21 protein-coding genes, 1 tRNA gene and 3 rRNA genes are annotated in these 21,600 nt (G+C 50.4%); 20 read left to right on the top strand and 5 right to left on the bottom strand.

Features of this window, described 5'->3' with window-relative positions:
- Window positions 1-89 precede the first annotated feature (89 nt).
- From msrP to OOJ59_RS12125, 13 genes are all read left to right on the top strand, one after another.
- Window positions 90-1,094: a protein-methionine-sulfoxide reductase catalytic subunit MsrP gene (gene msrP / locus OOJ59_RS12185; protein ID WP_160955908.1), complete on the top strand. Its 1,005-nt coding sequence runs from the start codon at window positions 90-92 to the stop codon at window positions 1,092-1,094.
- Entirely contained in the window at window positions 1,095-1,694 is a 600-nt protein-coding gene (gene msrQ, locus OOJ59_RS12180; RefSeq protein ID WP_160955909.1) for a protein-methionine-sulfoxide reductase heme-binding subunit MsrQ, read from the top strand.
- A gap of 392 nt (window positions 1,695-2,086) precedes the next feature.
- On the top strand, window positions 2,087-2,557 hold the full coding sequence (gene accB, locus OOJ59_RS12175) for an acetyl-CoA carboxylase biotin carboxyl carrier protein (RefSeq protein WP_003025210.1): 471 nt from the start codon (window positions 2,087-2,089) through the stop codon (window positions 2,555-2,557).
- A 10-nt stretch (window positions 2,558-2,567) separates the two neighbouring features.
- Entirely contained in the window at window positions 2,568-3,917 is a 1,350-nt protein-coding gene (gene accC / locus OOJ59_RS12170) for an acetyl-CoA carboxylase biotin carboxylase subunit (protein ID WP_003828838.1), read from the top strand.
- A 107-nt stretch (window positions 3,918-4,024) separates the two neighbouring features.
- Window positions 4,025-4,267 carry a YhdT family protein gene (locus OOJ59_RS12165; protein ID WP_085048623.1) on the top strand — a complete coding sequence of 81 codons (243 nt, stop codon included), beginning with the start codon at window positions 4,025-4,027 and terminating at the stop codon, window positions 4,265-4,267.
- Entirely contained in the window at window positions 4,257-5,708 is a 1,452-nt protein-coding gene (panF, locus tag OOJ59_RS12160; protein ID WP_038634386.1) for a sodium/pantothenate symporter, read from the top strand. The genes OOJ59_RS12165 and panF overlap by 11 nt, the downstream gene beginning before the upstream one ends.
- An 11-nt stretch (window positions 5,709-5,719) precedes the next feature.
- Window positions 5,720-6,601, top strand: a complete 882-nt coding sequence (gene prmA, locus OOJ59_RS12155; protein ID WP_085048622.1) for a 50S ribosomal protein L11 methyltransferase — start codon at window positions 5,720-5,722, stop codon at window positions 6,599-6,601.
- 161 nt (window positions 6,602-6,762) lie between these two features.
- Entirely contained in the window at window positions 6,763-7,002 is a 240-nt protein-coding gene (locus OOJ59_RS12150; RefSeq protein WP_226809236.1) for a carbonic anhydrase family protein, read from the top strand.
- A gap of 12 nt (window positions 7,003-7,014) precedes the next feature.
- Window positions 7,015-7,494, top strand: coding sequence for a carbonic anhydrase family protein (locus tag OOJ59_RS12145; RefSeq protein ID WP_326929220.1), 480 nt, complete (start codon window positions 7,015-7,017; stop codon window positions 7,492-7,494).
- A gap of 298 nt (window positions 7,495-7,792) precedes the next feature.
- The gene (gene dusB / locus OOJ59_RS12140; protein ID WP_160955910.1) at window positions 7,793-8,758 is read left to right on the top strand and encodes a tRNA dihydrouridine synthase DusB; all 966 of its coding nucleotides are present in this window, start codon (window positions 7,793-7,795) and stop codon (window positions 8,756-8,758) included.
- Between the two features lie 25 nt (window positions 8,759-8,783).
- Window positions 8,784-9,080, top strand: coding sequence for a DNA-binding transcriptional regulator Fis (gene fis / locus OOJ59_RS12135; RefSeq protein ID WP_000462905.1), 297 nt, complete (start codon window positions 8,784-8,786; stop codon window positions 9,078-9,080).
- A gap of 88 nt (window positions 9,081-9,168) precedes the next feature.
- The gene (gene yhdJ / locus OOJ59_RS12130; RefSeq protein ID WP_160955911.1) at window positions 9,169-10,053 is read left to right on the top strand and encodes an adenine-specific DNA-methyltransferase; all 885 of its coding nucleotides are present in this window, start codon (window positions 9,169-9,171) and stop codon (window positions 10,051-10,053) included.
- 82 nt (window positions 10,054-10,135) lie between these two features.
- A complete protein-coding gene (locus OOJ59_RS12125) occupies window positions 10,136-10,300 on the top strand; it encodes a DUF2556 family protein (RefSeq protein WP_032940702.1) in 165 nt (54 codons plus the stop codon).
- A 34-nt stretch (window positions 10,301-10,334) separates the two neighbouring features.
- On the opposite strand, the gene envR is transcribed toward OOJ59_RS12125, so the two are convergent.
- Window positions 10,335-10,991, bottom strand: coding sequence for an acrEF/envCD operon transcriptional regulator (gene envR, locus OOJ59_RS12120; protein WP_137350620.1), 657 nt, complete (start codon window positions 10,989-10,991; stop codon window positions 10,335-10,337).
- A gap of 413 nt (window positions 10,992-11,404) precedes the next feature.
- Between envR and OOJ59_RS12115 the strand changes: the two genes are divergently transcribed.
- The 7 genes from OOJ59_RS12115 to OOJ59_RS12085 all read left to right on the top strand — a co-directional run bounded on the left by OOJ59_RS12115 (window position 11,405) and on the right by OOJ59_RS12085 (window position 20,806).
- Window positions 11,405-12,565: an efflux RND transporter periplasmic adaptor subunit gene (locus OOJ59_RS12115; protein WP_087856912.1), complete on the top strand. Its 1,161-nt coding sequence runs from the start codon at window positions 11,405-11,407 to the stop codon at window positions 12,563-12,565.
- A gap of 11 nt (window positions 12,566-12,576) precedes the next feature.
- Window positions 12,577-15,690 carry an efflux RND transporter permease subunit gene (locus tag OOJ59_RS12110; RefSeq protein WP_085048617.1) on the top strand — a complete coding sequence of 1,038 codons (3,114 nt, stop codon included), beginning with the start codon at window positions 12,577-12,579 and terminating at the stop codon, window positions 15,688-15,690.
- A gap of 271 nt (window positions 15,691-15,961) precedes the next feature.
- Entirely contained in the window at window positions 15,962-16,183 is a 222-nt protein-coding gene (locus tag OOJ59_RS12105) for a lipoprotein (RefSeq protein WP_003025292.1), read from the top strand.
- 467 nt (window positions 16,184-16,650) lie between these two features.
- Complete coding sequence (locus tag OOJ59_RS12100; RefSeq protein ID WP_038634415.1) at window positions 16,651-17,676, top strand: amino acid ABC transporter substrate-binding protein; 1,026 nt, start codon at window positions 16,651-16,653, stop codon at window positions 17,674-17,676.
- Window positions 17,677-17,745: 69 nt separating this feature from the next.
- Window positions 17,746-18,927: an amino acid ABC transporter permease gene (locus OOJ59_RS12095; protein WP_038634418.1), complete on the top strand. Its 1,182-nt coding sequence runs from the start codon at window positions 17,746-17,748 to the stop codon at window positions 18,925-18,927.
- A gap of 9 nt (window positions 18,928-18,936) precedes the next feature.
- Window positions 18,937-20,040 (top strand): amino acid ABC transporter permease, encoded by a 1,104-nt coding sequence (locus OOJ59_RS12090; RefSeq protein WP_160956441.1) that lies wholly within the window; start codon window positions 18,937-18,939, stop codon window positions 20,038-20,040.
- Window positions 20,041-20,047: 7 nt separating this feature from the next.
- Window positions 20,048-20,806 carry an amino acid ABC transporter ATP-binding protein gene (locus OOJ59_RS12085; protein ID WP_069325452.1) on the top strand — a complete coding sequence of 253 codons (759 nt, stop codon included), beginning with the start codon at window positions 20,048-20,050 and terminating at the stop codon, window positions 20,804-20,806.
- Between the two features lie 103 nt (window positions 20,807-20,909).
- On the opposite strand, the gene rrf (OOJ59_RS12080) is transcribed toward OOJ59_RS12085, so the two are convergent.
- From rrf (OOJ59_RS12080) to OOJ59_RS12065, 4 genes are all read right to left on the bottom strand, one after another.
- Window positions 20,910-21,025, bottom strand: a 5S ribosomal RNA gene (gene rrf, locus OOJ59_RS12080).
- A 38-nt stretch (window positions 21,026-21,063) separates the two neighbouring features.
- Window positions 21,064-21,139 (bottom strand) — tRNA-Thr (locus OOJ59_RS12075).
- A gap of 14 nt (window positions 21,140-21,153) precedes the next feature.
- Window positions 21,154-21,269: ribosomal RNA gene (gene rrf, locus OOJ59_RS12070) — 5S ribosomal RNA — on the bottom strand.
- Between the two features lie 92 nt (window positions 21,270-21,361).
- Window positions 21,362-21,600, bottom strand: a 23S ribosomal RNA gene (locus OOJ59_RS12065); the annotation flags it as partial.

The following is a 21,600-nucleotide window of genomic DNA, read 5'->3' as shown; positions in this document are numbered from 1 at the left end:
TAACGAAATTTCGCGGCATATATAGAGACTCCCTGCCATATTAACTACGCATCCCCTGTCTGTCATGATGCATAAGCCGGGAGTCTGTTATGAAGAAATTACGTCCATTTACAGAAGCCGACGTCACCGCCGAGTCGGCTTTTTTTATGCAGCGCCGTCAGGTACTGCAAGCATTAGGGATCAGCGCAGCCGCGTTGTCTTTGCCTCACGCTGCGCAGGCCGACCTTCTGAGCTGGTTTAAGGGTAATGACCGCCCTCCGGCGCCTGCGGGTAAGCCGCTTAATTTCAGCAAGCCCACCGCCTGGCAAAATTCGCTTCCTTTAACGCCAGCAGATAAAGTTTCTGGCTACAACAACTTCTATGAATTTGGTCTCGACAAAGCGGATCCAGCGGCCAACGCAGGCAGCCTGAAAACCGATCCGTGGACCTTGAAAATCACTGGCGAAGTCGCAAAACCTCTCACTCTCGATCATGATGCGCTGACCACCCGTTTCCCATTGGAAGAGCGGATTTATCGGATGCGCTGTGTGGAAGCCTGGTCAATGGTGGTGCCGTGGATTGGCTTTCCATTACATAAACTGCTGGCGCAGGTTGAACCCACCAGCAACGCAAAATATGTCGCTTTCGAAACGCGCTACGCCCCGGATGAAATGCCTGGTCAGAAAGATCGCTTTATTGGCGGCGGGCTGAAATATCCCTATGTTGAAGGGTTACGCCTGGATGAAGCAATGCATCCACTAACCCTGCTTACCGTAGGGGTTTATGGTAAGGCCCTTCCGCCGCAAAATGGCGCCCCCATCCGCTTAATTGTGCCGTGGAAATACGGATTTAAGGGCATAAAGTCGATCGTGAGTATCAAACTTACGCGCGAACGCCCCCCAACAACGTGGAACCTGGCCGCGCCTAATGAATATGGGTTTTATGCCAACGTGAATCCGCATGTCGATCACCCCCGCTGGTCCCAGGCCACCGAACGTTTTATTGGCGCTGGCGGTATTCTGGACGTACAGCGTCAATCCACGCTGTTGTTTAACGGTTATGCCGAAGAGGTTGCTTCCCTGTATCGTGGTCTTAATCTACAGGAGAATTTTTAAGTGCGTCTGACGGCAAAGCACATTACCGGGCTGAAAGTTTGCCTGCATCTTGGCGGATTTTTGCCGTTCATCTGGCTCTTTTGGGCGGTAAATCATGGCGGTTTGAGCGCCGATCCGGTCAAAGATATCCAGCACTTTACCGGTAGGACAGCTCTGAAATTCTTACTGGCGACCTTGCTGGTCTCTCCACTCGCGCGCTACGCTAAACAGCCATTATTGATACGCACTCGTCGCCTGTTAGGGCTATGGTGTTTCGCCTGGGCGACGCTGCATTTAACCAGCTACGCGTTACTGGAACTGGGTATTCATAATCTGGCGCTGTTGGGGCGGGAATTCATTTCGCGACCGTATTTGATGTTGGGTATTGTCTGTTGGGTCATATTATTTGCTCTCACCTTAACGTCCACGCAATCTGCACAGCGAAAGCTGGGTAAGTATTGGCAATTTTTGCACAACTTCGTCTATCTTGTGGCGATCCTGGCACCCATACATTATCTGTGGTCGGTTAAAATCATCTCCCCTCAACCGATTATTTATGCCGCACTTGCTGCGGTGCTGTTAGCCTGCCGCTACAGGAAGTTTCGCCAGTGGTGGCGGTAGTTTCACGATATGTGCAGTACGTTGCAAAACACGGACGATCCGATTTTCTTTACATGTTAACGGTTGATTATCTTCCCTGATAAGACCAGTATTTAGCTGCCAATTGCTACGAAATAGTTATAATGTGCGCCTTTGCTATCCCCGGTAGCGTTTTTACGGCGCGGAAAGGGTGACAATCGCATATTGAAGGTATATTTTGTCTTTTACCCGAAAATGACAGAAGATAGCCGCACAATGACTAACAAGTTTGGCAATCTCATGTAATGGCATCAGCACCCAGTGCAACGCCTGAGATGCGTGGCATCTTGTCACTCACTGTTATAAAAATGCTATACAGACGGCGGTAAAACGCCTGTCACAATCTCACTAAACAAAGAGTACGGAACCCACTCATGGATATTCGTAAGATTAAAAAACTGATCGAGCTGGTTGAAGAATCAGGCATCTCCGAACTGGAAATTTCTGAAGGCGAAGAGTCTGTACGCATCAGCCGTGCGGCGCCAGCTGCAAGTTTTCCAATGATGCAACAGGCTTATGCTGCACCAGTGATGCAGCAGCCAGCTCTGTCTAACGCTGTCGCACAAACTGCCTCTCCAAGTATGGAAGCTCCGGCAGCAGCGGAAATCAGTGGTCACATCGTACGCTCCCCAATGGTTGGTACGTTCTACCGCACCCCGAGCCCGGATGCGAAAGCGTTCATCGAAATCGGCCAGAAAGTGAATGCGGGCGATACCCTGTGCATCGTTGAAGCCATGAAAATGATGAACCAGATCGAAGCCGACAAATCCGGCGTCGTTAAAGCGATTCTGGTAGAAAGCGGTCAACCGGTAGAATTTGACGAGCCGCTGGTCGTCATCGAATAACGAGGCGAACATGTTGGATAAAATTGTCATCGCTAACCGCGGCGAGATTGCCTTGCGTATTCTTCGTGCCTGTAAAGAACTGGGTATCAAGACTGTCGCAGTGCATTCAAGCGCGGATCGCGATTTAAAACACGTATTGCTGGCGGATGAGACGGTCTGTATTGGCCCGGCTCCGTCCGTAAAAAGCTATCTGAACATCCCGGCTATCATCAGTGCCGCTGAAATCACCGGCGCGGTGGCAATTCACCCGGGTTATGGCTTCCTCTCTGAGAACGCCAACTTTGCTGAGCAGGTAGAACGTTCCGGCTTTATCTTCATCGGCCCGAAAGCCGACACCATCCGCCTGATGGGCGACAAAGTGTCCGCGATTACCGCGATGAAGAAAGCTGGCGTACCGACTGTCCCAGGCTCTGACGGCCCGTTGGGCGATGACATGGACGCTAACCGCGCTCATGCTAAACGCATCGGCTACCCGGTTATCATCAAAGCCTCCGGCGGCGGCGGCGGTCGCGGTATGCGCGTCGTGCGCAGCGATGCCGAACTGGCGCAATCCATCTCCATGACCAAAGCGGAAGCGAAAGCGGCTTTCAATAACGACATGGTCTACATGGAGAAATACCTGGAAAACCCACGCCACATCGAAATTCAGGTGCTGGCAGACGGTCAGGGTAACGCGATTTATCTGGCAGAGCGTGACTGCTCCATGCAGCGTCGTCACCAGAAAGTTGTCGAAGAAGCACCAGCGCCGGGCATTACTCCGGAACTGCGTCGCTACATCGGCGAGCGTTGCGCCAAAGCGTGCGTGGATATCGGCTATCGCGGTGCGGGTACTTTCGAGTTCCTGTTCGAAAACGGTGAGTTCTACTTCATTGAAATGAACACCCGTATTCAGGTTGAACACCCGGTAACCGAAATGATCACCGGTGTTGACCTGATCAAAGAACAACTGCGCATCGCAGCGGGTCAGCCGCTGTCTATCAAGCAGGACGAAGTTGTGGTTAAAGGCCATGCGGTAGAGTGCCGTATCAACGCCGAAGACCCGAACACCTTCCTGCCGAGCCCGGGTAAAATCACGCGTTTCCACGCGCCGGGTGGCTTTGGTGTGCGCTGGGAGTCTCATATTTACGCAGGTTACACAGTACCTCCGTATTATGACTCAATGATCGGTAAGCTGATTTGCTATGGCGAAAACCGCGACGTCGCTATCGCACGCATGAAAAACGCCTTGCAGGAACTGATCATCGACGGCATCAAAACCAACGTTGATCTGCAGATCCGTATCATGAATGACGAGCACTTCCAGCATGGTGGAACCAATATCCACTACCTGGAGAAAAAACTCGGACTTCAGGAAAAGTAAGCAAGCGTTAACCGAAAAGGCCGGAAATTCCGGCCTTTTGTTTTTCTCCCCTCCCATAGGTGCCATAAGGTACAATCCCCGCTTTCTTTATTCACAAGGGACAAAAAATGGACGCTCGTTTTGTTCAGGCCCATAAAGAGGCGCGCTGGGCGCTGTGGCTGACCCTTTTATATCTTGCCGCATGGTTAGTGGCCGCTTACTTACCAGACACCTCTCTGGGTTTTACCGGCCTCCCGCACTGGTTCGAAATGGCCTGTCTGCTGACGCCATTGGTTTTCATCGTACTGTGCTGGGCGATGGTGAAGTTTATCTATCGCGACATTCCACTGGAGGATGATGATGCAGCTTGAAGTTATTTTGCCGCTGGTCGCCTATCTTCTGGTGGTTTTCGGTCTCTCTGTTTACGCCATGCGCAAAAGGTCGACCGGCACCTTCCTGAATGAATATTTCCTCGGCAGCCGCTCTATGGGCGGGGTCGTGTTAGCCATGACGCTAACGGCAACCTACATTAGCGCCAGCTCGTTTATCGGCGGCCCAGGTGCCGCTTATAAATACGGACTGGGTTGGGTTTTGTTAGCGATGATCCAACTGCCCGCCGTCTGGCTGTCGTTGGGTATTCTCGGCAAAAAATTCGCCATTCTGGCACGCCGTTATAATGCGGTTACCCTCAACGATATGCTGTTTGCCCGCTACCAAAGCCGCCTGCTGGTGTGGCTGGCGAGCCTCAGCCTGCTGGTCGCGTTTGTCGGTGCAATGACCGTACAGTTTATTGGCGGCGCGCGTTTGCTGGAAACCGCAGCGGGTATCCCTTACGAAACCGGCCTGCTGATTTTTGGCGTCAGTATCGCGTTATACACGGCGTTTGGCGGATTTCGCGCCAGCGTGTTGAACGACACGATGCAGGGCATGGTGATGCTGATTGGGACTATCGTACTGCTGGTCGGTGTCGTCCATGCCGCTGGTGGTCTCAGCAATGCGGTAGTCACTCTGCAAACCATCGATCCTAAACTGGTCTCGCCGCAGGGCGCTGATGACATTCTGTCCCCCACGTTTATGACTTCATTCTGGGTGCTGGTGTGCTTTGGCGTGATTGGCCTGCCGCATACGGCGGTGCGCTGCATCTCCTATAAGGACAGCAAAGCGGTACACCGTGGAATTATCATTGGCACCATCGTGGTGGCTGTCCTGATGTTTGGTATGCATCTGGCTGGCGCGTTGGGCCGGGCGGTGATCCCTGACCTGACGGTACCGGATCTGGTTATTCCCACGCTAATGGTAAAAGTCTTGCCACCGGTAGCAGCCGGGATCTTCCTCGCCGCGCCCATGGCCGCGATCATGTCGACGATCAATGCCCAATTGCTGCAAAGTTCCGCTACGATCATTAAAGATCTTTATCTGAACCTTCGCCCGGAACAACTGCAAAATGAAACACGGCTGAAACGCATGTCGGCAGTGATCACTCTGCTGCTGGGCGCGTTACTGCTGCTGGCCGCCTGGAAGCCGCCAGAGATGATTATCTGGCTTAACCTGCTGGCGTTTGGCGGGTTGGAAGCCGTCTTCCTATGGCCGCTGGTGCTGGGCCTTTACTGGGAGCGGGCAAACGCGGCAGGCGCACTGAGCGCAATGATTGTCGGCGGCGTACTTTATGCCGTACTCGCTACTTTTAACATTCAGTACCTGGGCTTTCATCCGATTGTGCCCTCGTTACTGATAAGTTTGCTGGCTTTCCTGATCGGCAACCGTTTCGGTTCCGCCGTTCCGCAAGTCGCCATATTGACTACTGATAAATAAAGAGTTTTGCCATGCCATGGATTCAACTGAAACTGAACACGACCGGTGCAAACGCTGAAGAGTTGAGCGATGCGCTGATGGAAGCGGGCTCCGTTTCCATTACTTTCCAGGATACGCATGATACGCCGGTATTTGAACCTCTGCCGGGCGAGACTCGCCTGTGGGGCGATACCGACGTTATCGGCTTGTTCGATGCAGAAACCGACATGAAAGAAGTCGTTGCGATTCTGGAGCAGCACCCACTACTGGGTACAGGCTTCGCGCATAAAATCGAACAGCTTGAAGACAAAGACTGGGAACGCGAATGGATGGATAACTTCCACCCGATGCGCTTTGGCGAACGTCTGTGGATTTGCCCAAGCTGGCGCGATGTCCCGGATGAGAACGCCGTCAACGTGATGCTCGACCCGGGTCTGGCGTTTGGTACCGGTACTCACCCAACCACCTCTCTGTGCCTGCAATGGCTGGACGGTCTCGATCTTAACGGTAAAACGGTTATCGACTTTGGCTGCGGATCCGGCATCCTTGCCATTGCGGCACTGAAGCTGGGTGCAGCGAAAGCGATTGGTATAGATATCGATCCGCAAGCGATTCAGGCCAGCCGTGATAACGCCCAACGTAATGGCGTTTCTGAGCGTCTGGAACTTTATCTGCCTAAAGACCAGCCAGAGTCGATGAAAGCCGATGTGGTGGTCGCCAACATCCTTGCTGGCCCATTACGTGAACTCGCACCTTTAATCAGCGTGCTGCCCGTTGAGGGCGGTTTGCTGGGGCTTTCTGGTATTCTTGCCAGCCAGGCGGAAAGCGTCTGTGAAGCCTATGCCGACCTCTTTACGCTCGATCCGGTTATCGAGAAAGAAGAGTGGTGTCGCATTACCGGACAGAAAAAATAATCCCTTCCGGCGTGGTTATCCGACCACGCCATTTTCAGACAACAGACCAGCATACTGATACTTTACCCAACGATATAATAACTAATTGATTTTTATATTTTTTGTTAAGTAAACGCATGCACTTCAATCGTTTTACAACAATTTTACTGGCAGCATGCTTAATGCCCCTGAAGACGCTGGCCGTGCCATGGGGCTATACCGGAGAAACCAGCCCTGCGCAGTGGGGCAAAATAAGCAAAGAGTATGCAACGTGTCAGACGGGTATCAACCAGTCACCCGTTGATATCCAGACCACGACAACCAGCAAACTCGGCCTGCCTGCGCTCAATTTACAATACATTGATGGCCCGACAAGATTTCGCAGCATTAACCATACGCTGCAGGCAACAATGAGCTCCTAACCCCCTAATTTCATTGAAATTGAAGAAAAGCTCTATTATTTAAAACATTTTGATTTTCACGCTCCAGGCGAACATACCCTCAACGGTAAAATCTATCCACTGGAGCTGCAGTTGACCCACGAAAACCAACATGGTGATATCGCCATTGTGGCGGTCATGTTTGACATTGGTGAGCCTAACCAGGCGATTCAAAACCTGTGGGAGTCCTTTCCCACCATGGAGGGCAACAGCATGCCCATTTTTTCGCCCGTCGATATCAACCAGCTTCTACCCGACAACAAGACCTACTGGCTCTACAGTGGCTCGATAACAACGCCTCCCTGTACTGAAGGCGTCACCTGGGTTGTCCTGAAAAAGCCTGTGGCCCTTTCCGCCGAACAGTTAGATAAATTTCACTACATTGTTGGGCCAGCGAACAATCGTCCACCGCAGCCGCTGAATGAACGCACGATTACGGACAGCAATTCAGGTGGCACCGAGATCCTGTACTAAAATGAGGTAACGATCACACAATAGCGAGGTAATTTGCTGATTAATTCAGCAGAATATCTTGTCAGTACCTTCTGTAACTGAAGAAAAAATGAGAAGTTACGCAAAATTATATGCGTATATAAAATCGACACATTTTTGTAACACCATGATTTATATGATTAAATATTTTCATGAGTTCATATTTACGGCAATTCATTGATCCACCTCAGTGGATTGGTCAAAGTTTGGCCTTTCATCTCGTGCGAAAAATGCGTAATATACGCCGCCTTGCAGTCACAGTATGGTCATTTCTTAACTCATGCGCATCGGACAACACCAGATCAGAAATCGCCTGATCGCAGCACCTATGGCTGGCATCACTGACAGACCATTCAGGACGCTGTGCTTTGAGATGGGAGCCGGATTGACGGTATCCGAGATGATGTCTTCTAACCCGCAGGTTTGGGAAAGCGACAAGTCTCGTTTACGGATGGTGCACATTGACGAGCCAGGAATTCGCACGGTGCAAATTGCCGGTAGCGATCCTGTTGAGATGGCCGATGCCGCACGTATTAACGTGGAAAGCGGCGCCCAGATTATTGATATCAATATGGGGTGTCCGGCTAAAAAAGTGAATCGCAAGCTCGCAGGTTCAGCCCTCTTGCAGTACCCGGATTTAGTGAAATCAATACTAACCGAGGTCGTCAATGCAGTGGACGTTCCTGTTACACTCAAGATTCGCACCGGCTGGGCTCCGGAACACCGTAACTGCGTAGAGATTGCCCAACTGGCTGAAGACTGTGGCATTCAGGCTCTGACCATTCATGGACGCACCCGCGCCTGTTTGTTCAATGGAGATGCTGAGTACGACAGTATTCGGGCAGTTAAGCAGAAAGTTTCCATTCCGATTATCGCGAATGGCGACATTACTGACCCGCTTAAAGCCAGAGCTGTACTCGACTATACGGGGGCGGATGCCCTGATGATAGGCCGTGCTGCTCAGGGAAGACCCTGGATCTTTCGGGAAATCCAGCATTATCTGGACACTGGGGAGCTGCTGCCCCCGCTGCCACTGGCAGAGGTGAAGCGCTTGCTTTGTGCGCATGTTCGGGAACTGCACGACTTTTATGGTCATGCAAAAGGGTACCGAATTGCGCGTAAACACGTATCCTGGTATCTCCAGGAACACGCTCCGGATGACCAGTTTCGGCGCACATTCAACGCCATTGAAGATTCCAGCGAACAGCTGGCGGCGTTGGAGGCATACTTCGAAAATTTTGCGTAAACAGAAATAAAGAGCTGACAGAACTATGTTCGAACAACGCGTAAATTCTGACGTACTGACCGTTTCTACCGTTAACTCTCAGGACCAGGTAACTCAAAAGCCCCTGCGTGACTCGGTTAAACAGGCACTGAAGAACTATTTTGCTCAATTGAACGGTCAAGACGTTAATGATCTCTATGAGCTGGTACTGGCTGAAGTAGAACAGCCCCTGTTGGACATGGTGATGCAATACACCCGCGGCAACCAGACCCGTGCTGCCCTGATGATGGGCATCAACCGTGGTACGCTGCGTAAAAAACTGAAAAAATACGGCATGAACTGATACTAATCAGTTAAATGTTTGTTTTAAAAGGCGCTACTCGGCATGGGGAAGCGCCTTTTTTATTAATGTCACACGGGAGGCTTTGGCGATGAACGCAAGAGGTGAACCTGTCTATTTTGGCGATGAATCTAAAAAGATAATCCTGGGTGATGCGCTGAGCGAGCTTAAAAAGCTACCCGCTGAAAGCATCGATCTCATTTTTGCCGACCCACCTTATAACATCGGCAAAGACTTTGACGGGATGGTGGAATCCTGGGACGAAGAGACCTTTCTGGCGTGGCTGTTTGAGTGTATCGACGAGTGCCATCGTATTCTCAAACCACACGGTAGCATGTACATCATGAACAGTACGGAGAACATGCCGTACATCGACCTCAAATGTCGCCAGCTTTTTACCATCAAAAGCCGTATCGTGTGGTCATATGATAGCTCAGGGGTACAGGCTAAAAACTACTTTGGTTCGATGTATGAACCTATCCTGATGATGGTGAAAGATCAGAAAAACTACACGTTTAATCGTGATGATATTCTGGTTGAAGCCAAAACGGGCGCTAAACGTGCGCTAATAGACTACAGAAAGAATCCGCCCCAGCCTTACAATCAGAAAAAAGTACCTGGCAATGTCTGGGATTTTCCCCGCGTTCGCTATCTGATGGATGAATACGAAAATCACCCCACTCAAAAACCCAAAGCCCTCCTGGAACGGATCATTCTGGCTTCCTCCAACCCGGATGACAAAGTGCTCGATCCGTTTGCCGGCAGCTTTACAACCGGCGCCACCGCAGTCGAATTAGGTCGCAAATTTGTCGGTATTGAAATCAATGCTGAATACGTAAAAATGGGGCTCAGAAGACTGAGTATCGGTTCTCATTTTTCAGAGACTGAACTTGCAAAAGTGAAAAAACGTAAGACAAAAAACCTGTCCAAAAAGAGCCGATTAACGACAAACAGTGGCGATCTTTCGGCAAAGTAAAGGCATTGTAAGTCTGCTTTTCAGCTTACTGATTTCGTGTATATTCCCTGCACGCTTGGGCATGAATACACAGGATTTAGCAATGATTCGCAAGTATTGGTGGCTGGTTGTTTTTGCGGTCTTCGTTTTTCTTTTTGATGCGCTGCTCATCCAGTGGATAGAACTGATGACGACAGAGCACGACAAGTGCCGGAATATGAACTCAGTGAATCCCCTAAAGCTGGTCAACTGCGCCGATCTCGACTAGCACCGTCGACAGCCGTCAGGCCCTGGCGGCTAAACTAGCCAACCTGGTTTTCACTCTGTATTAATTGCATTACACAGCCGTCCGGGCTTAACATTTTTAATACATTGTCAACTAATGCTGGCGCTTGCCCATAAAGATCATAACTCTCTGGATTCATTAGCCAGTTTTTTATTATTCCGCTAAAGCTACCGTGCAAAATAATTATGATGACGTCTAAATCCAGACTGGTGGCAATCAAATTTTCATCTACGCACCGTTGGAGAGAATCGCGAATGCTTTGGTGGCTGAGACCTATTTTATCGCGAATGGCCTGCTCTGATATCATATCTTTATGGAATTCGCATTTATGATATAAAATCTGCATTAATGCCTGCTGGCGAGGGTTCTCCGCAATATATTGTAATCCCACCACAAATTTTTCACGCAACCGCTGTAAAGGGTTATCCCCCCAACGACCAATAAGCCTGTCCTGAATAAGATCGCGTAAGGGAGGTTGTTGTAACCATAGCTCATTAAACAATTGAGTTTTATTTTCGAAATGCCAATAAAGTGCACCCCGCGTCACATTGGCGGCATCCGCTATGTCGTTTAGCGTCGTATTACTTACGCCACGTGCGGCAAACTGTACAATCGCCGTTTCCATCAGGTGCTGTCGCGTTTTGAGGGCATCCGCTTTCGTTTTTCTGGCCATGATTCCGACTATCTGGATTGGAGTAGAGAATGATTAACTTTCTTATCTAATATTTTCTATCTGGAACAAATGTATCACTTAGCGTTTATTTAGACGAGGGCTAAAGTATTTAATTACGGACATTACACACGAATAGATAAAACAAATAACAGAAACCAATATATTCACCAATCAGATGATCATTTCAAGATGTATTTATCAGCATCATAGTGTTGCTATAAATATCACAATGAAACGGTAGCTGATTAATCTTTTTTTGCTTTTATGTGCCGTGAACCCCGCCCATAAATAAGTATTGCTTACATCGCAAGCTAATAATTTGTAGGATAGCCAACTATTATTTTTCTTGTGCGCGTTATCACCTCCGCTGTTACCCGGTTAATAACGAGCGTTCGGTTTTTTAAGGAATAGAAATGACGAAAAATGCCAGGTTTTCACTCCTGCCCTCATTCATCATCATCTCCGCTGCATTACTCGCCGGTTGTAACGATCAGGGAGAAACACAAGCACATCCCGCAGAGCCGCAGGTGACTGTCCATGTCGTCGAAAAGGCCCCTTTAGCCGTGACGACCGAATTACCCGGGCGCACCACAGCATTCCGTATTGCAGAAGTCCGTCCTCAGGTTAGCGGAATTGTACTTAAACGGAATTTCACCGAGGGGAGCGATGTTGAAGCCGGTCAATCGCTTTATCAGATCGATCCAGCGACTTACCAGGCTGACTATGACAGCGCCAAAGGCGAACTGGCAAAGAGCGAAGCGGCCGCCGCTATCGCGCATTTAACGGTAAAACGTTATGTGCCGCTGGTTGGCACTAAGTACATCAGCCAGCAAGAGTACGATCAGGCAATTGCTGATGCCCGCCAGGCTGATGCCTCCGTAATCGCGGCAAAAGCGGCGGTCGAAAGCGCACGTATCAACCTGGCCTACACCAAAGTGACATCGCCCATTAGCGGACGTATCGGTAAATCCAACGTCACCGAAGGCGCATTGGTCACGAATGGTCAGGCAACTGAGCTTGCTACCGTGCAACAGCTCGATCCTATCTATGTCGACGTCACGCAGTCCAGTAACGACTTTATGCGCCTCAAGCAGTCTATTGAACAAGGTAGTCTGCATAAAGACAGCGCCAGCAGTACCGTCGAACTGGTGATGGAAAATGGTCAGGCATATCCGCTGAAAGGCTCATTGCAATTTTCTGATGTGACGGTTGATGAAAGCACCGGATCAATCACTCTCAGAGCCGTATTCCCTAACCCACAGCACACGCTGCTGCCAGGCATGTTTGTGCGCGCGCGCATTGATGAAGGCGTCCAACCGAATGCCATTCTTGTTCCGCAGCAGGGTGTAACGCGCACGCCACGCGGCGATGCCACCGTGATGGTCGTTAACGACAAGAGCCTGGTTGAAGCGCGGACAGTTGTCGCCGCTCAAGCTATTGGTGACAAATGGCTCATCAGCGAAGGTCTGCAACCCGGTGACAAAGTTATCGTGAGCGGCTTACAGAAAGCACGCCCTGGCGTTCAGGTTAAAGCAACCGCCGATACCGAAACCCCTGCGACGAAAGCCCAATAAGGTAACCGGATATGGCTAACTTTTTTATCAGGCGTCCTATCTTTGCTTGGGTACTGGCCATCATTCTGATGATGGCGGGCGCTCTGGCAATCATGCAACTGCCCGTGGCGCAGTACCCGACCATCGCGCCCCCTGCCGTATCGATTTCCGCCACCTATCCAGGTGCGGATGCGCAGACGGTGCAGGATACCGTCACGCAGGTTATCGAACAGAATATGAACGGTATCGATAACCTGATGTATATGTCCTCCACCAGCGATTCTGCCGGGAGTGTGACCATCACGCTGACCTTCCAGTCCGGTACCGACCCCGATATCGCGCAAGTTCAGGTGCAAAACAAGCTGCAGCTCGCCACCCCCTTACTGCCGCAAGAAGTTCAGCAGCAGGGGATCAGCGTCGAGAAATCAAGTAGCAGCTTTTTGATGGTCGCGGGTTTCGTTTCTGACAACCCGCAAACCACGCAGGATGATATTTCCGACTACGTCGCCTCGAACGTTAAAGACTCAATCAGCCGTCTGAATGGTGTGGGTGACGTGCAGCTGTTTGGTGCGCAGTACGCTATGCGCATCTGGCTGGATGCAAACTTGTTGAATAAGTACCAGCTCACACCGGTTGATGTGATCAATCAGTTGCAGGTGCAGAACGATCAGATTGCCGCCGGTCAGTTGGGCGGTACGCCTGCGTTGCCTAATCAGCAGCTTAACGCCTCAATCATCGCGCAGACGCGCCTGAAAGATCCTGAAGAATTCGGGAAGGTCACGTTACGCGTCAACAGCGATGGTTCGGTTGTTCACCTGAAGGATGTCGCGCGTATTGAGTTGGGTGGTGAGAACTACAACGTGGTCGCGCGTATTAACGGTAAACCAGCCTCCGGTCTCGGGATCAAACTGGCAACCGGCGCAAACGCGCTGGATACCGCTAACGCTATCAAAGCCAAGCTGGTTGAACTGCAACCGTTCTTCCCGCAGGGAATGAAGGTGGTCTACCCGTATGACACCACGCCGTTCGTCACTATCTCCATTCATGAGGTCGTGAAAACGCTGTTTGAAGCAATCATACTGGTATTCCTCGTGATGTATTTGTTCCTGCAAAACATCCGGGCTACGCTCATTCCAACCATTGCCGTGCCTGTTGTATTGTTGGGCACATTTGCCGTGCTTGCCGCGTTTGGCTACTCCATAAACACCCTGACGATGTTCGGCATGGTACTCGCCATCGGCCTATTGGTTGATGATGCGATAGTGGTGGTGGAAAACGTGGAACGTGTGATGATGGAAGATAATCTGCCGCCCAAAGAGGCGACAGAAAAATCCATGTCACAAATTCAGGGCGCGCTGGTCGGTATCGCCATGGTGCTGTCTGCGGTATTTATCCCGATGGCCTTCTTTGGCGGCTCAACCGGGGCTATCTATCGGCAGTTCTCTATCACCATCGTTTCTGCAATGGCGCTTTCAGTGCTGGTAGCGCTGATCCTGACTCCCGCGCTTTGTGCAACGCTGTTGAAGCCGGTATCGGCTGAACATCACGAGAATAAAAGCGGTTTCTTTGGCTGGTTTAATGCCAAATTCGATCACAGCGTCAACCATTACACCAATAGCGTCAGCGGTATTGTGCGTAAAACCGGGCGTTACCTGGTCGTCTACCTGGTTATCGTGATTGGGATGGCGGTGCTGTTTATGCGCCTTCCAACCTCCTTCTTGCCAGAAGAAGATCAGGGCGTATTCCTGACGATGATTCAGCTTCCGGCCGGCGCAACGCAAGAGCGAACCCAGAAAGTGCTGGATCAGGTTACCCACTACTACCTGAATAACGAGAAAGCCAACGTCGAAAGCGTCTTTACGGTTAACGGCTTTAGCTTCAGCGGACAGGGGCAAAACTCAGGGATGGCGTTTGTCAGCCTCAAGCCCTGGGAAGAACGCAGTGGCGACGAGAATAACGTTGAATCGATTATCGCCAGAGCAACCCGCGCGTTTAGCCAGATTCGTGATGGCTTAGTATTCCCTTTCAACATGCCAGCCATTGTTGAACTGGGTACCGCAACCGGCTTCGACTTCGAACTGATTGACCAGGGCGGGCTGGGACATACCGCGTTAACGCAAGCACGTAACCAACTTTTGGGCATGGTTGCTAAACATCCTGACCTGTTGGTTCGCGTGCGTCCAAATGGTCTCGAGGATACCGCGCAGTTCAAACTGGATGTTGATCAGGAAAAAGCCCAGGCCCTTGGTGTCTCGCTGTCCGATATTAATGAAACCATCTCCGCTGCGCTGGGTGGCTATTACGTCAATGACTTCATAGACCGTGGCCGCGTGAAAAAAGTGTACGTACAGGCCGATGCCAAATTCCGTATGTTGCCGGAAGACATCAATAATCTGTATGTTCGTAGCGCCAATGGCGAAATGGTACCGTTCTCCACGTTCAGTTCCGCACATTGGATCTACGGATCACCACGTCTGGAACGTTACAACGGCATGCCTTCAATGGAACTGTTAGGGGAAGCGGCCCCAGGCCGAAGCACCGGTGAAGCGATGGCGCTGATGGAAAGTCTGGCTGAGAAACTGCCTAACGGTATCGGCCATGACTGGACGGGTATGTCCTATCAGGAACGACTCTCGGGGAACCAGGCGCCTGCGCTGTATGCCATCTCGCTCATCGTTGTCTTCCTTTGCCTTGCCGCATTGTATGAGAGTTGGTCAATTCCGTTCTCGGTGATGCTGGTTGTACCGCTTGGCGTGGTTGGCGCGCTGTTAGCAGCATCGCTACGTGGGATGAATAACGACGTGTATTTCCAGGTTGGGTTGCTAACCACTATCGGTCTCTCGGCTAAAAACGCCATCTTGATCGTCGAGTTTGCCAAAGACCTGATGGATAAAGAGGGCAAAGGACTGATCGAAGCGACGTTGGAGGCATCCCGCATGCGTCTTCGCCCTATCCTGATGACCTCTCTGGCCTTCATTCTGGGGGTTATGCCTCTGGTTATCAGCCACGGGGCGGGTAGCGGTGCGCAGAATGCGGTCGGTACAGGTGTAATGGGGGGAATGCTAACCGCAACATTGTTGGCGATCTTCTTTGTTCCCGTCTTCTTTGTTGTCGTCAGACGGCGTTTTAGTCGGCACACTGATTAATTTGTAAAATAAAGGCGTCTACGGACGCCTTTTTCATCAGTACACTCTCTCTTTGTTTATTAATCAGATAGCCATTTATTTCATTTAAGTCGTTCCTTCAAACCCACCCGCAACCTTTCTTTTTATCCATTATTTTTACAATCCACATGAATTGAGATTATTCCTCCTGTCAGTCTTTTTTTAAGAAGTGGTAAAATAATGACCGAGTTCGCAGATGGCTTAGCGTTTGTCTTTGCTCAATTAGCGAAACGCTTATTTTTGAGGTAACATCATGAAAAGATTAATATCCGTTGCATTGCTTACCGCGTTTCTTGCCGGTTGTGCACACGATTCTCCCTGCGTACCTGTATACGACGATCAGGGACGCCTGGTTCATACCAATACCTGTATGAAAGGCACCACGCAGGATAACTGGGAAACAGCCGGTGCCATCGCCGGTGGCGCAGCCGCCGTTGCCGGATTGACGCTTGGGATAGTTGCCCTGACCAAATAACTCTTCTTAAAGGTTTTAAAGGCGCGGTGGTTACCGCGCTTTTAGCAATAAAATAAAATTCACATATAAGACAAAACGTTGGTTTATAGCTCTTACTGAATAATAAAATTATTATAGATATCCCTCACATATCCACGACTTGAAATTAGCATTTTTCCTGTTCTTTGTTACACCACGTTTTCTTTTCATTATTCTCACGCGATCAATATTAACGTCCGAAATCGTTATCACGCGTCCTGTCTGATTTTAAAATTTTTGCGCTGAAATGTGGCTTACGTTTCAATTTTGCACCACTTCAGGGCGCTGCATTTATTTTTTCCTGTCTACACTCTGCATATTGCGCCGAATAATCGTGCGCAAAAACCTGGCACTACCTTTGCTTAAAAGAGTATGGCCAAAGCCACAGACCGGTAAAAGACGTTTTCAGAACGTTTTCATAACAATAATTCCTCCACACAGGATGCTCTATGAAAAAGATGATAATAGCCAGCCTGGCTGCGGCCGGCGTGCTCCTTGCGATCGCAAATCAGGCGCATGCCGGCGCAACACTTGATGCCGTAAAGAAAAAAGGGTTTGTGCAATGCGGGATCAGTGACGGGTTGCCTGGCTTCTCTTACGCCGATGCGAGCGGTAAATTTTCAGGTATTGATGTCGACGTATGCCGAGGCGTTGCCTCCGCCGTATTTGGTGATGATACCAAAGTAAAATATACCCCACTCACCGCCAAGGAACGTTTTACCGCGTTACAGTCTGGCGAAGTCGATATGCTCTCGCGTAATACCACATGGACCTCCTCTCGTGATGCAGGTATGGGCATGTCTTTCACTGGCGTAACCTATTACGATGGCATTGGTTTTCTTACCCACAATAAAGCCGGCCTGAAGAGCGCCAAAGAACTGGATGGCGCAACGGTGTGTATTCAGGCAGGAACCGATACCGAACTGAACGTGGCTGACTACTTTAAAGCCAACAATATGAAGTACACCCCTGTCACTTTTGACCGCTCGGATGAATCGGCTAAGGCACTGGAATCAGGACGTTGCGATACGCTGGCCTCCGACCAGTCGCAGTTGTACGCCCTGCGAATCAAGCTGAGCAATCCTGCAGAATGGATTGTCCTGCCAGAAGTGATTTCTAAAGAACCCTTAGGTCCGGTTGTACGTCGTGGCGACGATGAATGGTTCTCCATTGTTCGCTGGACGTTATTCGCCATGCTGAATGCGGAAGAGATGGGTGTTAACTCGAAAAACGTTGACGAAAAAGCGGCTAATCCTGCAACGCCGGATATGGCGCATCTGTTAGGTAAAGAAGGGGATTATGGTAAGGATCTGAAGCTTGATAACAAATGGGCTTATAACATTATTAAGCAAGTAGGTAACTACTCGGAGATCTTTGAACGTAACGTTGGATCGGAAAGTCCATTGAAGATCAAACGTGGACAGAACAACCTCTGGAACAACGGTGGCATTCAATATGCGCCACCGGTGCGCTAATGCAACGTGATGTAACGGGCGCCGCAGCTGCGGCGCTCAGCCCAGAGTCATTGTTACCGAGGTTTTCTTATGCTTCATCGCCGCTCAACCGTAAAAGGATCGCTATCCTTTTCTAACCCTGCGGTCCGCGCCTGGTTATTCCAAATACTCGCCGTCATTGCGGTCATTAGCATTGCGGTCTATCTCATTCATAACACGATTAATAACCTGAGCAGTCGCGGTATTACCTCGGGATTTTCTTTTCTCGACCGCAGCGCCGGATTTGGTATCGTCCAGCATCTGATTGATTACGAGCAAGGCGATACCTATGGCCGCGTGTTCCTGGTCGGTCTGCTTAATACGCTGTTAGTTTCCGCACTATGTATCGTCTTCGCTTCATTTCTCGGTTTCTTTCTCGGGCTGGCACGCCTGTCAGATAACTGGTTATTGCGAAAGCTCTCCACGGTCTATATCGAAACGTTCCGCAATATCCCACCGCTATTGCAGATCTTCTTTTGGTATTTTGCCGTATTACGTAACCTGCCCGGCCCACGTCAGGCGGTTAACGCGCTGGATTTAATGTTTCTGAGCAACCGGGGGCTGTATATTCCGGCGCCGCAAATGGGAGAAGGTCTTTTTGCCTTTTGTACCGCGGTCCTTATTGCCGTCGTTGTCACCTTCGGGCTATTCCGTTTCAACAGAATGCACCAGATCAAAACCGGTCAGTTACGCCGTACCTGGCCCACAGCTCTGGCGTTGATCGTGTTCTTGCCAATGATTTCACAATGGTTTTTTGGCGCGGCACTTCACTGGGATATCCCCGAACTACGCGGTTTTAACTTCCGTGGCGGTATGGTGCTTATACCTGAACTGGCGGCTCTGACGCTGGCGCTTTCAGTGTATACCTCAGCGTTTATTGCAGAAATAATTCGGGCAGGAATTCAGGCTGTTCCTTATGGCCAACATGAGGCAGCACGCTCTCTGGGTTTGCCAAATCCGGTGACGCTCCGCCAGGTCATCATCCCGCAGGCGCTGCGCGTCATCATTCCTCCACTAACCAGTCAGTACCTGAATATCGTTAAAAATTCATCGCTCGCTGCCGCCATTGGCTACCCGGATATGGTTTCCCTGTTTGCCGGCACGGTACTCAATCAAACGGGACAAGCCATTGAAACTATTGCCATCACGATGTCGGTGTACCTGATCATCAGCCTGAGCATTTCTCTACTGATGAATATTTATAACCGTCGTATCGCACTGATCGAGCGCTAAGGAGCCATGATGACAAAAGCACTACTGTCTCACCCCTCGCGCCAGAGCAGTAACCCGGCAAACCGCTGTCTGTTCTGGGTTCGCAAAAACCTGTTCTCCAGTTGGTCAAATAGCCTGCTCACGCTGCTATGCGTGTGGCTAATTTGGTCCTTCCTTCCACCGCTGTTGAACTGGGTATTTTTTCAGGCCAACTGGGTAGGCTCTACCCGAGCTGACTGTACCAAAGCGGGGGCCTGCTGGGTGTTCATTCATGAACGCTTCGGACAATTCATGTATGGACTTTACCCACACGATCAGCGCTGGCGAATTAATCTGACCCTGCTGATTGGCCTGGTCTCAATCGTTCCCATGTTCTGGAAAACCATTCCCCACCGTGGTCGTTATATCGCCGTTTGGGCAGTCGTTTATCCTTTGGTGGTCTGGTGGTTGATGTACGGTGGTTTTTTCGGGCTTGAGCGAGTAGAAACCCGGCAGTGGGGCGGGTTAACGCTGACGCTTATCATCGCATCCGTCGGTATTGCGGGTGCGCTCCCGTGGGGGATTCTACTGGCATTGGGGCGTCGTTCCCATATGCCCGTCGTGCGGATTTTATCCGTGATTTTTATTGAGTTCTGGCGCGGCGTACCGTTGATCACCGTCCTGTTTATGTCCTCTGTCATGCTGCCTCTGTTTATGTCTGAGGGGACCAGTATCGACAAGCTTATCCGGGCACTGGTCGGTGTCATTCTTTTCCAGTCAGCCTATGTTGCAGAGGTGGTTCGTGGGGGATTACAGGCCTTGCCAAAAGGTCAGTATGAAGCGGCTGAATCACTGGCGCTGGGGTACTGGAAAACCCAAGGGTTGGTCATTCTTCCCCAAGCCCTCAAGCTGGTTATTCCTGGTTTGGTTAATACGATTATTGCCCTGTTCAAGGATACCAGTCTGGTCATCATCATCGGCCTGTTTGATCTCTTCAGCAGCGTGCAGCAAGCAACCGTGGATCCTGCATGGCTGGGTATGTCGACGGAAGGATATGTTTTTGCCGCACTGATTTACTGGATCTTTTGTTTCAGTATGTCGCGTTACAGCCAACATCTGGAAAAACGTTTTAATACCGGGCGTACACCGCACTGAGGAATTTATGAACCAATTATTAAGGCAGTCTACCGACGCGATGATTACGCTGGAAAACGTCAACAAATGGTACGGACAGTTCCACGTTTTGAAAAACATCAATCTGCAGGTAAAACAAGGAGAGCGTATCGTCTTATGCGGTCCTTCCGGCTCGGGTAAATCGACAACTATCCGTTGTATTAACCATCTGGAAGAGCATCAGCAAGGACGTATTGTGGTGGATGGGATTGAACTCAATGAGGACATTCGCAATATTGAGCGCGTCAGGCAGGAAGTTGGCATGGTCTTTCAACACTTCAATCTCTTTCCTCATTTGACGGTCCTGCAAAACTGTACGCTGGCGCCAGTCTGGGTGCAAAAGATGCCAAAAAAAGAGGCTGAAGTGTTGGCAATGCACTACCTTGAGCGAGTTCGCATTGCTGAACATGCGCATAAATATCCAGGGCAAATCTCTGGCGGGCAACAGCAGCGTGTGGCCATTGCACGTTCGTTATGTATGAAACCTAAAATTATGTTGTTTGATGAACCCACATCAGCGCTGGATCCTGAAATGGTGAAAGAGGTGCTTGATACCATGATCGGTCTGGCGCAATCGGGTATGACTATGCTGTGCGTTACCCATGAAATGGGATTTGCCCGCACAGTGGCCGACCGGGTGATCTTTATGGATCTTGGCGAGATTGTGGAGCAGGCACCACCGGATGAGTTTTTTGCCAATCCCAGGTCAGAACGTACGCGGGCATTCCTGTCGCAGGTGATTCATTAATCTTCTGTTTTGCCCGGTGGCCTGCGCTTACCGGGCCTACGGGTTAGCAAGAAACATAACGCAAAAAGGCCATCCTTTCGGATGGCCTTTTCACTTATTTGATGTCTGGCAGTTCCCTACTCTCGCATGGGGAGACCCCACACTACCATCGGCGCTACGGCGTTTCACTTCTGAGTTCGGCATGGGGTCAGGTGGGACCACCGCGCTACAGCCGCCAGACAAATTCTTTTCTAAGTGCCGAACTTTAACCGAAAAACTGGTGCTGATACCCAGAGTCGAACTGGGGACCTCACCCTTACCAAGGGTGCGCTCTACCAACTGAGCCATATCAGCACACTAAATTTGATGCCTGGCAGTTCCCTACTCTCGCATGGGGAGACCCCACACTACCATCGGCGCTACGGCGTTTCACTTCTGAGTTCGGCATGGGGTCAGGTGGGACCACCGCGCTACAGCCGCCAGGCAAATTCTGTTTATTAACCCGCTTTTCGCCGGCTAATCTTATCTGTATCAGGCTGAAAATCTGTCTCTTCGCCAAAACATCTTCGGCGTTGTAAGGTTAAGCCTCACGGTTCATTAGTATCGGTTAGCTCAATGTATCGCTACACTTACACACCCGACCTATCAACGTCGTCGTCTTCAACGTTCCTTCAGGACCCTTAAAGGGTCAGGGAGAACTCATCTCGGGGCAAGTTTCGTGCTTAGATGCTTTCAGCACTTATCTCTTCCGCATTTAGCTACCGGGCAGTGCCATTGGCATGACAACCCGAACACCAGTGATGCGTCCACTCCGG

It is taken from the genome of Citrobacter sp. W9, assembly GCF_026719375.1.
Classification (GTDB): domain Bacteria; phylum Pseudomonadota; class Gammaproteobacteria; order Enterobacterales; family Enterobacteriaceae; genus Citrobacter; species Citrobacter werkmanii.
This window is presented reverse-complemented; position numbering and strand designations above follow the sequence as displayed.